Annotated in this window: 14 protein-coding genes; 10 read left to right on the top strand and 4 right to left on the bottom strand. The window is 52.2% G+C overall.

Annotation, left to right across the window (positions count from 1 at the left end; all coding sequences use genetic code 11):
- Window positions 1–37 precede the first annotated feature (37 nt).
- The 8 genes from murC to secA all read left to right on the top strand — a co-directional run bounded on the left by murC (window position 38) and on the right by secA (window position 10,322).
- Entirely contained in the window at window positions 38–1,513 is a 1,476-nt protein-coding gene (gene murC / locus ACRQ84_RS18525) for a UDP-N-acetylmuramate--L-alanine ligase (RefSeq protein WP_483816809.1), read from the top strand.
- Window positions 1,506–2,426: a D-alanine--D-alanine ligase gene (locus ACRQ84_RS18530; RefSeq protein ID WP_483816810.1), complete on the top strand. Its 921-nt coding sequence runs from the start codon at window positions 1,506–1,508 to the stop codon at window positions 2,424–2,426. The genes murC and ACRQ84_RS18530 overlap by 8 nt, the downstream gene beginning before the upstream one ends.
- A 1-nt stretch (window position 2,427) precedes the next feature.
- The gene (gene ftsQ, locus ACRQ84_RS18535) at window positions 2,428–3,267 is read left to right on the top strand and encodes a cell division protein FtsQ (protein ID WP_483816811.1); all 840 of its coding nucleotides are present in this window, start codon (window positions 2,428–2,430) and stop codon (window positions 3,265–3,267) included.
- Window positions 3,264–4,520: a cell division protein FtsA gene (gene ftsA / locus ACRQ84_RS18540; RefSeq protein WP_007888634.1), complete on the top strand. Its 1,257-nt coding sequence runs from the start codon at window positions 3,264–3,266 to the stop codon at window positions 4,518–4,520. Before ftsQ ends, ftsA begins: the two co-directional genes overlap by 4 nt.
- 71 nt (window positions 4,521–4,591) lie before the next feature.
- Window positions 4,592–5,746 carry a cell division protein FtsZ gene (gene ftsZ, locus ACRQ84_RS18545; protein ID WP_008108602.1) on the top strand — a complete coding sequence of 385 codons (1,155 nt, stop codon included), beginning with the start codon at window positions 4,592–4,594 and terminating at the stop codon, window positions 5,744–5,746.
- Between the two features lie 101 nt (window positions 5,747–5,847).
- Window positions 5,848–6,765, top strand: a complete 918-nt coding sequence (gene lpxC / locus ACRQ84_RS18550) for a UDP-3-O-acyl-N-acetylglucosamine deacetylase (RefSeq protein ID WP_007888639.1) — start codon at window positions 5,848–5,850, stop codon at window positions 6,763–6,765.
- Window positions 6,766–7,039: 274 nt separating this feature from the next.
- Window positions 7,040–7,540: a secA translation cis-regulator SecM gene (gene secM / locus ACRQ84_RS18555; protein ID WP_483816812.1), complete on the top strand. Its 501-nt coding sequence runs from the start codon at window positions 7,040–7,042 to the stop codon at window positions 7,538–7,540.
- Between the two features lie 76 nt (window positions 7,541–7,616).
- Window positions 7,617–10,322: a preprotein translocase subunit SecA gene (secA, locus tag ACRQ84_RS18560; protein WP_064737576.1), complete on the top strand. Its 2,706-nt coding sequence runs from the start codon at window positions 7,617–7,619 to the stop codon at window positions 10,320–10,322.
- A 38-nt stretch (window positions 10,323–10,360) separates the two neighbouring features.
- Here secA and ACRQ84_RS18565 read toward each other — a convergent pair whose 3' ends face one another.
- Window positions 10,361–10,747: a winged helix-turn-helix domain-containing protein gene (locus ACRQ84_RS18565; protein WP_483816813.1), complete on the bottom strand. Its 387-nt coding sequence runs from the start codon at window positions 10,745–10,747 to the stop codon at window positions 10,361–10,363.
- A 186-nt stretch (window positions 10,748–10,933) separates the two neighbouring features.
- Between ACRQ84_RS18565 and mutT the strand changes: the two genes are divergently transcribed.
- Window positions 10,934–11,329, top strand: coding sequence for an 8-oxo-dGTP diphosphatase MutT (gene mutT / locus ACRQ84_RS18570; RefSeq protein WP_064737574.1), 396 nt, complete (start codon window positions 10,934–10,936; stop codon window positions 11,327–11,329).
- 28 nt (window positions 11,330–11,357) lie between these two features.
- Here mutT and yacG read toward each other — a convergent pair whose 3' ends face one another.
- From yacG to coaE, 3 genes are read right to left on the bottom strand one after another with little or no spacing between them, the layout of a single operon-like run.
- Window positions 11,358–11,555, bottom strand: a complete 198-nt coding sequence (gene yacG, locus ACRQ84_RS18575) for a DNA gyrase inhibitor YacG (protein ID WP_064737573.1) — start codon at window positions 11,553–11,555, stop codon at window positions 11,358–11,360.
- 8 nt (window positions 11,556–11,563) lie between these two features.
- Window positions 11,564–12,307: a cell division protein ZapD gene (gene zapD, locus ACRQ84_RS18580; protein ID WP_483816814.1), complete on the bottom strand. Its 744-nt coding sequence runs from the start codon at window positions 12,305–12,307 to the stop codon at window positions 11,564–11,566.
- A gap of 4 nt (window positions 12,308–12,311) precedes the next feature.
- Complete coding sequence (gene coaE / locus ACRQ84_RS18585) at window positions 12,312–12,920, bottom strand: dephospho-CoA kinase (RefSeq protein ID WP_483816815.1); 609 nt, start codon at window positions 12,918–12,920, stop codon at window positions 12,312–12,314.
- A gap of 218 nt (window positions 12,921–13,138) precedes the next feature.
- Between coaE and ACRQ84_RS18590 the strand changes: the two genes are divergently transcribed.
- Complete coding sequence (locus ACRQ84_RS18590) at window positions 13,139–14,179, top strand: GMP reductase (RefSeq protein ID WP_064737570.1); 1,041 nt, start codon at window positions 13,139–13,141, stop codon at window positions 14,177–14,179.
- Window positions 14,180–14,192 lie beyond the last annotated feature (13 nt).

The following is a 14,192-nucleotide window of genomic DNA, read 5'->3' on the forward strand; positions in this document are numbered from 1 at the left end:
AGCAGGTACAAACGGGAAAAACAGGTAATTGAAACAGATGAATACACAACAATTGGCAAAACTGCGTTCTATTGTGCCCGAGATGCGTCGCGTCCGGCACATTCACTTTGTCGGCATCGGTGGTGCTGGCATGGGCGGTATTGCCGAAGTGTTGGCGAATGAAGGCTATCACATCAGCGGTTCTGATCTGGCGCCGAACGCGGTAACACAGCATCTGGCTGCGCTGGGCGCGACGATTTATTTCAATCACCGCCCGGAAAACGTCACCGATGCCAGCGTTGTCGTGGTGTCGACTGCCGTGTCGCAGGATAACCCTGAACTGGTGGCCGCGCGCGAGCAGCGCATTCCCGTGATTCGCCGCGCTGAGATGTTGGCCGAACTGATGCGCTTCCGTCATGGCATTGCCGTCGCTGGCACGCACGGTAAAACCACCACTACCGCAATGGTGACCAGTATTTATGCGGAAGGTGGCTTGGATCCGACGTTCGTTAACGGTGGATTAGTTAAAGCAGCCGGCACCCATGCACGTCTGGGCAGCAGTCGTTATTTGATCGCCGAAGCAGATGAAAGTGATGCGTCCTTCCTGCATCTGCAACCAATGGTGGCGATTGTCACCAACATTGAAGCGGATCACATGGACACCTATCAGGGCGATTTTGAGAACCTGAAGCAGACCTTCATTAACTTCCTGCACAACCTGCCATTCTATGGACGTGCAGTGATGTGCGTGGATGATGCGGTGATTCGTGATCTGATTCCGCGCGTAGGCCGCCAGGTGACAACCTACGGCTTTAGCGATGACGCTGATGTGCGCATTGAGAATTATGAGCAGCGCGGCGCGCGAGGACATTTTACTATCCTCCGCCACGATAAGCCGGAGCTGAAAGTGACGCTGAATGCGCCTGGCCGTCATAACGCCTTGAACGCGGCAGCGGCGGTCGCTGTAGCCAGCGAAGAAGGCATTGACGATAACGCGATTCTGGCCGCGCTGGAGAGTTTCCAGGGCACCGGACGCCGCTTTGACGTACTGGGCGAGTTTGATACCGCTGCCGTCAATGGCAACCCGGGCAGCGCGATGCTGGTCGATGATTACGGCCATCATCCCACCGAAGTGGATGTCACCATCAAAGCCGCTCGTGCAGGCTGGCCAGAGAAGAAGCTGGTGATGGTGTTCCAGCCGCATCGCTACACGCGTACGCGTGACCTGTTTGATGATTTTGCCAATGTGCTTTCGCAGGTGGATGTGCTGCTGATGCTGGATGTCTACCCGGCGGGCGAGACCGCAATTCCAGGCGCCGACAGCCGCTCACTGTGCCGAGCGATTCGTAATCGCGGCAAGGTTGATCCGATTCTGGTCTCTGAGCATGACGCGTTGCCAGACGCCCTGGCGCCATTACTGTCGGGCGACGATCTGGTGATCGTTCAGGGTGCCGGTAACATAGGCAAGATTGCCCGTAAGCTGGCCGAAAGCGAATTGCAGCCTGCGGTAAAGGCGGAGGCGCGTCATGACTGAGAAGGTAGCCGTATTGATGGGCGGCACCTCGGCAGAGCGCGAAGTTTCGCTGATGTCAGGTGCGGCGGTGTTGGCCGGACTGCGTGAAATGGGCATTGATGCTCACGCTGTTGATACGCGTGATGTGTCGGTACTGAATCTGAAACAGCAGGGCTTCGCTAAAGCGTTTATTGCTTTGCATGGTCGTGGTGGTGAAGACGGCACGCTACAAGCGGTGCTGGATTTTCTGCAACTGCCGTATACCGGCAGCGGTGTAATGGCTTCGGCTATCACCATGGATAAACTGCGTAGCAAATTGCTGTGGCAGGGCAGGGGATTGCCATCAGGCAAATTCGTCTGGTTGACGCGTCAGCAGCACGAACAAGGTTTAGATGCAGATACCATCGCCGCCATTGAAGCGCTGGGTTTGCCGCTGTTTGTAAAGCCAAGCTGTGAAGGCTCCAGCGTTGGCATCAGCCGCGTAAACAGTGCGGAAGCGTTGCCCGCCGCGCTGGATGAGGCATTCCGCCACGATAATGACGTGCTAATCGAGGCTTTTTTGAGCGGCGCAGAATACACCGTAGGCATCGTGGGTGAGCAAATTCTGCCTTCGATCAGAATTAAAACTGCCAGCGAGTTCTATGACTATGAAGCTAAATACATTTCTGACGATACTGAATACTTCTGTCCGAGCGGTTTAAGCGCTGAGCAGGAAGCTGAATTGCAGACGTTGGTGTGGGCAGCCTGGCGTGCATTGGGTTGCAGCGGCTGGGGTCGCGTTGATGTGATGGCTGACAGTGAGGGTAATTTCCAACTGCTGGAAGTGAATACCTCGCCAGGCATGACCAGCCACAGTTTAGTGCCGATGGCCGCTAAGCAGGCGGGATACAGCTTCCCGCAGTTGGTGGCGCGTATTCTGGAGCTGGCTGACTGATATGTCTCAGGCAGCGATACGAGTACGCAATCGCGAACCTCAGGAGCGTACAGGCTCCGGGCGAAGCAACGGTGCGCGACTGTTTGGCATGGTGTTCCTGCTGATTGTGTTGGGCATTATGGTGGCGGGCGGCCTTGTGGTGCTGAAGTGGATGAATGACGCATCACGCTTGCCGCTATCGAAGCTGGTGGTGACGGGTCAAACCCACTACACCACGCATGATGATATTCGCCAGGCCATTTTATCCCTTGGCGCGCCGGGAACGTTCATGTCGCAGAACGTGGATATCATCCAGCAGCAGATTGAACGTTTACCCTGGATTAAGCAGGTCAGTGTGCGGAAGCAGTGGCCTGATGAGCTGAAGATAAATCTGGTGGAGTATGTTCCGGTTGCACGTTGGAACGACTCACATATGGTGGACGCCGATGGTGTCTCCTTCAGCGTCCCGGCCAGTCACGTTGGCAAAGAAACCTTGCCGATGTTGTACGGTCCGGAAGGCAGTGAAAACGAGGTGTTAGCCGGCTATCACACCATGAGTGATGTATTGAAGGCTAACAAGTTTACCCTGAAGGTCGCGTCGATGACGGCGCGGCGCTCGTGGCAATTAGTGACCAGTGACGATGTGCGCATTGAATTAGGTCGTAGCGATACCATGAAGCGTCTGAACCGTTTTATTGAGCTTTATCCGGATTTGCAGCAGCAGGGCCTGAGTCAGAACCAGCGCATCACATACGTTGATTTGCGCTATGACTCCGGCGCCGCAGTAGGTTGGGCCGCTGCACCGATTGAGCCACAGGACAGTAATCAGCAACAGAACCAGGCACAGGCTAAACCACAATGATCAAGGCAACGGACAGAAAACTGGTAGTAGGACTCGAAATTGGCACCGCGAAGGTGTCCGCCCTGGTTGGGGAAATTCTGCCCGATGGTATGGTTAATATTATTGGGGTGGGCAGTTGCCCGTCTCGCGGTATGGATAAAGGCGGCGTAAACGATCTTGAATCGGTGGTGAAATGCGTACAACGCGCCATCGATCAGGCTGAATTGATGGCAGATTGCCAGATTTCATCGGTCTACCTTGCTTTATCGGGCAAACATATCAGTTGCCAGAACGAAATCGGGATGGTTCCGATTTCGGAAGAGGAAGTGACTCAGGATGATGTAGAGAACGTGGTGCATACGGCCAAATCCGTTCGCGTTCGTGATGAGCATCGCATCCTGCATGTTATTCCGCAGGAATATGCCATCGATTATCAGGAAGGCATCAAGAATCCAGTGGGACTTTCCGGCGTGCGTATGCAGGCGAAAGTACATTTGATCACCTGTCACAACGATATGGCAAAAAATATTGTCAAAGCCGTTGAACGTTGCGGCCTGAAAGTTGACCAACTGATTTTTGCCGGACTGGCCTCCAGTTTCTCAGTGTTGACTGAAGATGAACGTGAGCTGGGAGTCTGTGTTGTTGATATCGGTGGCGGTACAATGGATATCGCTGTCTATACTGGCGGTGCACTGCGTCATACCAAAGTGATCCCGTATGCAGGTAACGTGGTAACCAGCGATATCGCTTACGCTTTTGGAACACCGCCGACAGACGCAGAAGCGATTAAAGTGCGTCATGGTTGTGCATTAGGCTCGATTGTTGGCAAAGACGAAAATGTCGAAGTGCCGAGCGTTGGTGGGCGCCCACCGCGTAGCCTGCAACGTCAAACGCTGGCTGAAGTGATCGAGCCGCGTTATACCGAACTGTTGAATCTGGTTAATGACGAGATTCTGCAACTACAGGAGCAGCTGCGCCAGCAAGGCGTAAAACATCATCTGGCGGCCGGTATCGTGCTGACCGGTGGTGCGGCGCAGATAGAAGGTTTGGCAGCCTGCGCACAGCGCGTGTTCCACACGCAAGTGCGCATTGGACAGCCGCTTAACATCACCGGGCTGACGGATTATGCGCAGGAGCCGTATTACTCTACGGCAGTAGGCCTGCTGCATTACGGCAAAGAGTCACACATGAACGGTGATGCAGAAACGGAAAAACGTGCTTCAGTGGGCAACTGGTTTAAGCGAATCAACAGCTGGCTGAAGAAAGAATTTTAATTTTTGAAAAAGGAGATCATGCTGGCAATTTTTATGATCTCCAGGCGACAGGCACATAACGGAGAGAAATCATGTTTGAACCTATGGAATTAACCAATGACGCGGTGATTAAAGTCATCGGCGTCGGCGGTGGCGGTGGCAACGCCGTAGAGCACATGGTACGCGAGCGTATCGAAGGTGTGGAATTCTTCGCTGTGAACACCGATGCACAAGCGTTGCGTAAAACAGCGGTCGGCCAGACGATCCAGATCGGGACCAATATTACTAAAGGTCTCGGTGCAGGTGCGAACCCAGAAGTGGGTCGTAACTCTGCGGAAGAGGATCGCGAAGCACTGCGTGCTGCGCTGGATGGTGCAGACATGGTATTCATCGCAGCCGGCATGGGCGGCGGTACCGGTACCGGTGCGGCGCCAGTTGTGGCGGAAGTGGCGAAAGATTTGGGTATCCTGACCGTTGCGGTGGTGACGAAGCCATTCAACTTTGAAGGCAAAAAGCGTATGGCTTTTGCTGAGCAGGGTATCGCTGAGCTCTCTAAGCATGTCGATTCACTGATCACTATTCCAAACGACAAGCTACTGAAAGTTCTGGGTCGCGGCATTTCTCTCCTCGATGCATTTGGCGCAGCCAACGACGTATTGAAAGGTGCTGTGCAGGGTATCGCTGAACTGATTACTCGTCCTGGCCTGATGAACGTCGACTTCGCGGACGTGCGTACCGTGATGTCAGAAATGGGTTACGCCATGATGGGTTCAGGCGTGGCATGCGGTGAAGATCGTGCAGAAGAAGCGGCAGAAATGGCGATCTCCAGCCCACTGCTGGAAGATATCGATCTGTCCGGCGCACGCGGCGTGCTGGTCAACATCACTGCGGGCTTCGACCTGCGTCTTGATGAGTTCGAAACCGTGGGTAACACCATCCGCGCCTTCGCATCTGATAACGCAACCGTAGTTATCGGTACTTCTCTGGATCCAGAGATGAACGACGAACTGCGTGTAACCGTGGTTGCGACTGGCATTGGCATGGATAAGCGCCCGGAAATCACCTTGGTGACTAACAAACCGGCCACGCAGCCTGTAATGGATCATCGCTATCAGCAGCACGGCATGGCGCCGCTGCCGCAAGAGCAAAAACCGGCTGCGAAAGTGGTAAATGATCAGCCAGCAGCATCCAGCAAAGAACCCGATTACCTTGATATTCCAGCCTTCTTGCGTAAGCAGGCAGACTAAGAATATCCTGAGAATTGGGATTCTCCGCTCTTTGTGCTAAAGTATTCCCCCGCTGGTAATTTATACTGGCGGTCGGAAGGGTAATATTGCGAGATAAAGCGATGATCAAACAAAGGACATTAAAACGTATTGTTCAGGCGACTGGTGTCGGTTTACATACCGGCAAGAAAGTCACACTGACGTTACGCCCTGCGTCGGCTAACACCGGGGTCATCTATCGTCGCACTGACTTGAATCCACCGGTAGATTTCCCGGCTGATGCAAAATATGTGCGCGACACCATGCTTAGTACTTGCCTGGTGAATGATGAAGGCGTGCGTATTTCAACAGTTGAACACCTGAACGCTGCATTGGCGGGCTTGGGCATCGATAACATTATCGTTGAAGTTGATGCACCGGAAATCCCGATTATGGATGGCAGTGCCGCGCCTTTTGTCTATCTGCTGATGGATGCAGGCATCGAAGAGTTGAACAGCGCGAAGAAATTCGTCCGTGTTAAACAAACGGTGCGTGTGGAAGATGGCGATAAGTGGGCCGAGATTAAGCCGTACAACGGTTTTTCACTCGACTTTACTATCGACTTCAAACACCCTGCGATTGACTCAAGCTCGCAGCGTTACCAGCTCAACTTCTCGGCTGAGAACTTTGTTCGCCAAATCAGCCGTGCGCGCACTTTTGGCTTTATGCGTGAAATCGAATATCTGCAGTCTAAAGGCCTGTGCCTGGGCGGTAGTTTAGATTGTGCGATTGGCCTCGATGATTTCCGCGTATTAAATGAAGACGGTCTGCGCTTTGAAGACGAATTTGTTCGTCATAAAATGCTCGATGCGATCGGTGACTTATTCATGTGCGGCCATAACGTTATTGGCGCTTTTACCGCCTTTAAATCAGGCCATGCGTTGAACAATAAGTTGCTGCAAGCGGTTCTGGCTAAGCAGGAAGCCTGGGAATGGGCAACCTTCGAAGATGAAGCTGAACTGCCATTGGCATTTAAAGCACCAAATTTAGTTCTGGCGTAAGTCAGAAATAAAACGGCAGGTTTCGCTGACACCCTCTCCGGTCAGTTGAGCCTGCCGTTTTTTATTACCTCGCTTTTAATCCTGCAAAACCGATCTCATTTCGCTGTTGTGACTGGCGAAACCCTGTACAAAAAAACGTGAATTCCGCCGAAGGCCCTTTAATCACTGGTGTCGAAGTCCCACATAAGTGCTATCATCTGGCGCTCATATAAGCTGGGTAACGCAGATTATTGCACCCGCTTTATCACTTTATTCAATGCATTGTGGACGGATTGTGATCGGGATTTTCTCACGCTGGCGACAATTAGGCAGACGCTATTTCTGGCCACATCTCCTGTTGGGGATGGTTGCGGCCAGCTTAGGTTTGCCTGCTTGCGCGCAAAGCTCTGAGCCCAAGGCGACCGATTCACCGATCAGCAGCCTGTTTGTTGGCAATGTTGTCCATTTTGATCACCTGATTCGCTTGCAGGAAAGCGCTCGTCGGCCGAATTTCAACGTCGATTATTGGCATCAGCACGCGATCCGCACGGTTATCCGCCACCTTTCCTTTAGCATGACACCGCCGGCTCAGGCGGAGTCCGACCAAGCTGTGCCGCTAGCGGCACAAAGGTTGGCGTTGATTGGTTCGCTTCAGGCGTTACTGACCTCTCCCGCGCAAGCACTGACTGTAGTTGAGCCGCAACAAAACTTGCGTCACAACGAACCGCACATCCATTCCTCTGCTGACTGGCAGGCTGCTATTCATGGCATCCGCGCCGGGCCTTTCCCTGCTTAACTGCTAACGTTTTTTCCACACCCTGTATCAGATTTTGCAGTCCGTGAGATCACGGCTGAATTGAGAAAAATTTATCATGTTAATCAAAATGTTAACTAAAGTATTCGGCAGCAGCAATGATCGTACTCTGCGCCGTATGCGCAAAATCGTCGACGTCATTAACAAGATGGAGCCAGATTTCGTGAAGCTCTCTGATGACGAGCTGAAAGCGAAAACCGACCTGTTCCGTGAACGTCTGAAAAAAGGCGAAAGCCTTGAAAGCCTGATTCCAGAAGCCTTTGCCACCGTACGCGAAGCGAGTAAGCGCGTATTCGGTATGCGTCACTTTGATGTACAGCTGATTGGCGGCATGGTGTTGAACGAGCGCTGCATCGCAGAGATGCGTACCGGTGAAGGTAAAACCCTAACTGCGACCTTGCCAGCCTACCTAAATGCGCTGAGCGGCAAAGGTGTGCACGTGGTTACCGTCAACGACTATCTGGCGCAGCGTGATGCCGAAAACAACCGTGCATTGTTCGAATTTCTGGGCCTGACCATCGGTATTAACCTGCCAAATATGCCTGCCGTGGCGAAGCGTGCAGCCTATGCCGCTGATATTACTTACGGCACCAATAACGAATATGGCTTCGACTACCTGCGCGACAACATGGCGTTCAGCCCGGAAGAACGTGTGCAGCGCAAACTGCACTACGCATTGGTTGATGAAGTTGACTCAATTCTGATCGATGAAGCCCGTACGCCACTGATCATCTCTGGCCCAGCTGAAGACAGTTCTGAGCTGTATACCAAAGTTAACAAAATCATTCCGCATCTGGTGCGTCAGGAAAAAGAAGACTCTGAAACTTTCCAGGGTGAAGGTGATTTCTGGGTTGATGAAAAAGCGCGCCAGGCACACATGAGCGAGCGCGGTCTGGTAAAAGTTGAAGAACTGCTGGTTAGCCAAAACATTATGGTAGAAGGCGAGTCACTCTACTCACCGACTAACATCATGTTGATGCACCACGTTACTGCGGCGCTGCGTGCTCATGCGCTCTTCACTCGCGACGTTGATTACATCGTAAAAGATGGCGAAGTGGTCATCGTTGATGAGCACACCGGCCGTACCATGCAAGGTCGCCGCTGGTCTGATGGCCTGCATCAGGCGATTGAAGCGAAAGAAGGCGTGGAAATTCAGAATGAAAACCAGACGCTGGCTTCCATTACCTTCCAGAACTACTTCCGTATCTACGAGAAATTGGCTGGTATGACCGGCACCGCGGATACCGAAGCATTTGAATTTAGCTCCATCTATAAGCTCGACACTATCGTGGTACCAACCAACCGTCCGATGGTGCGTAAAGATATGGCCGATCTGGTCTACATGACCGAAAAAGAGAAGATCGACGCTATTATCGAAGACATCCGTGCCTGCACTGCCAAAGGGCAGCCGGTGTTGGTGGGTACCATTTCGATTGAAAAATCGGAAGTCGTTTCTAACGAACTGACGCGCGTGGGCATTAAACACAGCGTACTGAATGCCAAGTTCCACGCCAGCGAAGCGGATATCGTTGCTCAGGCGGGTCAACCTGCAGCGGTCACTATCGCAACCAACATGGCCGGTCGTGGTACCGATATCGTGCTGGGCGGTAGCTGGCAGGCTGAGCTTGCCGCGATGGACGAGCCAACCGAAGAACAGATTCAGGCGATGAAAGAAGCCTGGAAGCTGCGTCACGATGCGGTGCTGGCTGCGGGCGGTCTGCATATCATTGGTACTGAGCGTCACGAATCTCGCCGTATCGATAACCAGCTGCGTGGTCGTGCGGGTCGTCAGGGGGATGCCGGTTCTTCACGCTTCTACCTGTCGATGGAAGATGCATTGATGCGTATCTTCGCTTCAGATCGTGTATCTAACATGATGCGTAAACTGGGCATGAAGCCAGGCGAAGCGATTGAGCATCCATGGGTGACCAAAGCAATTGCCAACGCTCAGCGTAAAGTTGAAAGCCGTAACTTTGATATTCGTAAACAGCTGCTGGAATACGATGACGTTGCCAACGATCAGCGTCGCGCCATTTACAGCCAACGTAACGAACTGCTGGATGTGTCTGATGTGTCTGAAACCATCAACAGCATTCGTGAGGATGTCTACAAAACCACCATTGATACCTACATTCCTCCGCAGTCGCTGGAAGAGATGTGGGATGTTGCTGGTCTGGAAGAGCGTCTGCGTAATGACTTCGATCTCAATCTGCCCATTGCTGAGTGGTTGGATAAAGAGCCCGATCTGCACGAAGAGACGCTGCGCGAACGCATCATGACCCACGCGGCGGAAAGCTATGCTGCTAAAGAAGAAGTGGTCGGCGAAGAGATGATGCGCAACTTCGAGAAAGGCGTGATGCTGCAAACGCTGGATTCACTGTGGAAAGAGCACCTGGCGGCGATGGATTATCTGCGTCAGGGCATCCACCTGCGCGGTTATGCGCAGAAAGATCCGAAGCAGGAATACAAGCGCGAATCCTTCTCTATGTTTGCGGCGATGCTGGAGTCACTGAAATACGAAGTGATCAGCACCCTGAGCAAAGTTCAGGTGCGCATGCCAGAAGAAGTTGAAGCGATGGAGCAGCAGCGCCGTGAAGAAGCGGAACGTTTAGCGCAGCAGCAACAGTTGAGCCATGTTGACGATGCCACCGCAGCAGCCGAAGCGTTAGCCGCACAAGGCGGAGAACGTAAAGTGGGCCGTAACGATCTTTGCCCATGTGGTTCCGGTAAAAAATACAAACAGTGTCACGGTCGTCTGGCCTGATAAAAAGGAGCCTTAGGGCTCCTTTTTTTTACTGGCGTTTAGCGTGTTATCGCCATGAGTTTCTCTTCGTTTAGGCGCACGCCATGATATGGCAACGTCACCAGCAGACCATCAGGCAAGCCGGAGCGCCTCAACAGTGCCCGGCTCTGAAACAGTAGCTGATGGTAATTGTTGTCGCTGATGCTCGGATAGCTCTCATTCCACACCGTGGCAATAATCTGACGTTTTGAGGTGATCTTCAGCAATAGGCAGGAAAAAAATCGTTTTTGCGCTTCATTCAACGGAATGATTTTGTTTTCAGGCCACCATGTCAGCGTGTTCTGAGCGCTGTCTAAGGTCAGGATGTCGTGAAATACCAGATGGCGTAAGGCATGTAATTGTTCCGGCGTATTTTGCGCCAAAAACGTTGTTTCTTTGAATTCCATAGGTAATCGGGTTTGGCAGAAGAAAGTGGCTGCGAGTATTCCCAACATTCCCGGTTGCGATCATTACGACATGTCTTAATCAACAGCTTTTGTGCGGCGCGATACGTCACTTTCCTCTCAGTGGTTAACATCATCCGATGTCTGATTTACACTCAGCGCTCATTTATTAAAAGCGGAATTCAGCTTATGAAACACCTGCAGGTTGCGGTGGGCATCATTCGCAATACAGAACATCAAATCTTTCTTGCACAGCGCGCGGCAAGCTCCTACATGGCGAATAAATGGGAGTTTCCTGGCGGAAAGATTGAACAGGATGAAACCGCTGAGCAGGCGCTCAAGCGTGAGTTGATGGAAGAAACGGGTATTGAAGTCACCTTGGCAAGTGCGATTGGCCAAGCCGATCACAGTTATGAAGATCTGCGCGTTACTCTGCATTTCTTTCTGGTCGAAGGCTGGAACGGTGAACCTTATGGCCGAGAAGGTCAGCCACAACGTTGGGTGGACCAGCAGGCGTTGGTCGCGGATGAGTTTCCTCCAGCGAACCATGAATTGATTAGCCGATTAGTGGCTGGCGAGATTTAAGTAAAGGGGCGCTAAGCCCCTTTCTTATTTATTGCTGTTCTTCACTCCAGTCATCGCTGTCCATCTGGTCGCCGCTGCTGGGAATGCGTTTTTCTTCTGCAGCCCATTCACCTAAATCAATCAGTTGGCAACGTTTACTGCAGAATGGACGCCACGGGCTTAATTCATCCCAAATCACATCGCGACGACAGTTGGGGCAAGGTACAGTAATCATCTCTTCCGGCATAACGTCCTCTAACAACAAGCTAATTCAAAATTCAGTCGGGCGGGTACTTCTCCACGTTCACTGTCTAACGGCAGGAAACGAATCGCATAGCGGCTTTTGTGGCCCGAAACTTGCGGATACAGCGCATCTTCCAGCGTTAATTGCAGGCGCAGTAAATCAGATCCTTCGGCATTATCCTGATAAAAGCCATTGAGGCTGGTTTGGTGACGAAATATGCCAGACTGGCGCACTAAATCGAGGATCATCGTCAAACTGTTACGCAGTGGATTCAGTGACTCCAGCCAACTATTCACCTGAACATCACGCACGGCTTGTTCCTGGTGCAACCAAATATGCAGGCTTGGTAGATCGAAACTGCAGCAGCCGCCGGGAATGCTCAGACGCTGACGCACCAGAGCAACCAGCCGATCTTCACGTAATTGCTGGCCCATACGCGGTGCAGCCATTAATTCGCTCGAGCATTGTTTCAACTGCTGGCGCAAATTATTAACGCGCAGTTCGTCAATGCCTGGCACATCCAGCCACGCGCGTAATTTTTGCTGTTGGCGCTCCAGTTCTTTTAGCAATTCGGTACGCATATCCCCACGTTCAAAAATATCCAATAAATCGCTGAGGATACGGAAAACGCCAAGTGCCGATACCGAACCGTTTACCGGCACGGTCTCATGCAACTGATCAATCAGATACTCAACGCGCAGCCAGGTGCGCATCTTCTCATTCAGAGGGTGTTCAAAGAGAACAACAGTGCTCATGATGTTAATCCTTTCCGGTTGCTGCCAGCCGTAGATAGCGCTGGTGAAGCTCAGCAACGCGCGGTAGCACCTGCTCAGGTGTACCACTGTTATCAATGATGTCATCCGCACAGGCTCGGCGCTGTTCGCGGCTGGCCTGTGCGGCGAGAATACTTTTGGCCTGACTCAATGAAATGCCATCCCGCTGTTGTGTGCGTTGCAACTGTGTGGCGGTATCCACATCCACGACTAACACACGATCGGCCTGATGCTGTAAGCCGTTTTCGACCAATAACGGCACCACCCAAAGCACATAAGGTGAAGTCGCCAATAGCTTTAATTGTTGCGTGCGAGCGTTAATGAGTGGATGAAGCAATTGATTAAGCCAGTTTTTCTCTTGCGGCTGCTGGAAAATAATTTCACGAAGCCGTGCACGGTAGAGCGTGCCTTCTGCCGTGAGAATGGTGTCTCCATGACGTTGAGCGATCGCCTTTAAGGCCGGCGTTCCAGGCTCAACGACTTCTCTGGCAATGGCATCAGCGTCAATAATATCAACGCCTAGCGCTGCGAAAGCGTTGGCAATAGTGGTTTTACCACTGCCAATGCCGCCGGTGAGCGCAACGGTATAAGGCATAGCGTTCTCGCAAAATTTATATCGTGAGCGGCGATCAACCACAGCAAGATGAGAGCATGATCACAATCATTTTTCTCAGCTAAATTTAAGGGATTGTAGCCTAAATAAAGTGAAATTCGCAGTCTTGTCGCGGAACGAATGACGCGTATGATAACGACACTGGAGCCGTGAGCGCTACCCGAACCGCGGTTCGTCTTCACTAACCAGGACAATCAGCTATGCGCATTGAAGAAGATCTAAAACTGGGCTTTAAAGATGTTTTGATCCGCCCAAAACGTTCTACGTTGAAAAGTCGCTCCGAGGTTGAACTGGAACGCACCTTCACCTTTAAACACTCAGGCTTGAGCTGGAGTGGCATTCCGATTATTGCCGCCAACATGGATACCGTCGGCACTTTCACGATGGCTGAAGCCCTGGCAGGTTTTAATGTCCTCACCGCAGTGCATAAACATTACAACGTGCAAGAGTGGCAGGCATTTGTGCAGCGCGTTCCTGCAGCGGTGCTGAGTCATGTGATGGTCTCATCCGGGACTTCAGAATCAGACTTCACTAAGTTATCCGCCATTCTGGCGTTATCGCCACAGCTCAATTTCATCTGCATCGACGTTGCTAACGGCTATTCAGAGCACTTTGTCCAGTTCCTGCTGCGAGTACGTGAAAGCTTCCCAGGTAAAACCATCTGCGCAGGCAACGTGGTCACCGGTGAAATGGTGGAAGAGTTGATTTTGTCTGGTGCAGACATCGTCAAAGTGGGTATTGGCCCAGGTTCGGTTTGCACTACACGCGTAAAGACCGGCGTTGGTTATCCTCAGCTTTCTGCGGTTATTGAATGTGCGGATGCCGCACACGGTTTAGGCGGACAGATCGTCAGTGACGGTGGATGCTCGGTTCCAGGTGATATTGCCAAAGCTTTCGGTGGCGGTGCGGATTTCACCATGCTCGGCGGCATGCTTGCGGCACATGACGAGTGCGAAGGAACCATCGTTGAAGAGCAGGGCGAGAAATTTATGCTGTTCTACGGCATGAGCTCCGAATCGGCGATGAAACGCCATGTAGGCGGTGTCGCGCAATACCGTGCGGCAGAGGGTAAGACTGTGCGCTTGCCGGTGCGCGGTCCGGTTGAAGAGACGGTTAAAGATATTCTCGGCGGTTTACGTTCGGCCTGTACCTACGTGGGTGCGGAGCGGTTGAAAGAGCTGACTAAACGCACCACCTTTATCCGCGTCGCTGAACAAGAGAACCGCGTGTTTACTCGCTGATCACAGATTACGG

It is taken from the genome of Pantoea sp. E2023-21 (assembly GCF_051302795.1).
In the GTDB taxonomy this organism is placed as follows: Bacteria; Pseudomonadota; Gammaproteobacteria; order Enterobacterales; family Enterobacteriaceae; genus Pantoea; species Pantoea ludwigii_A.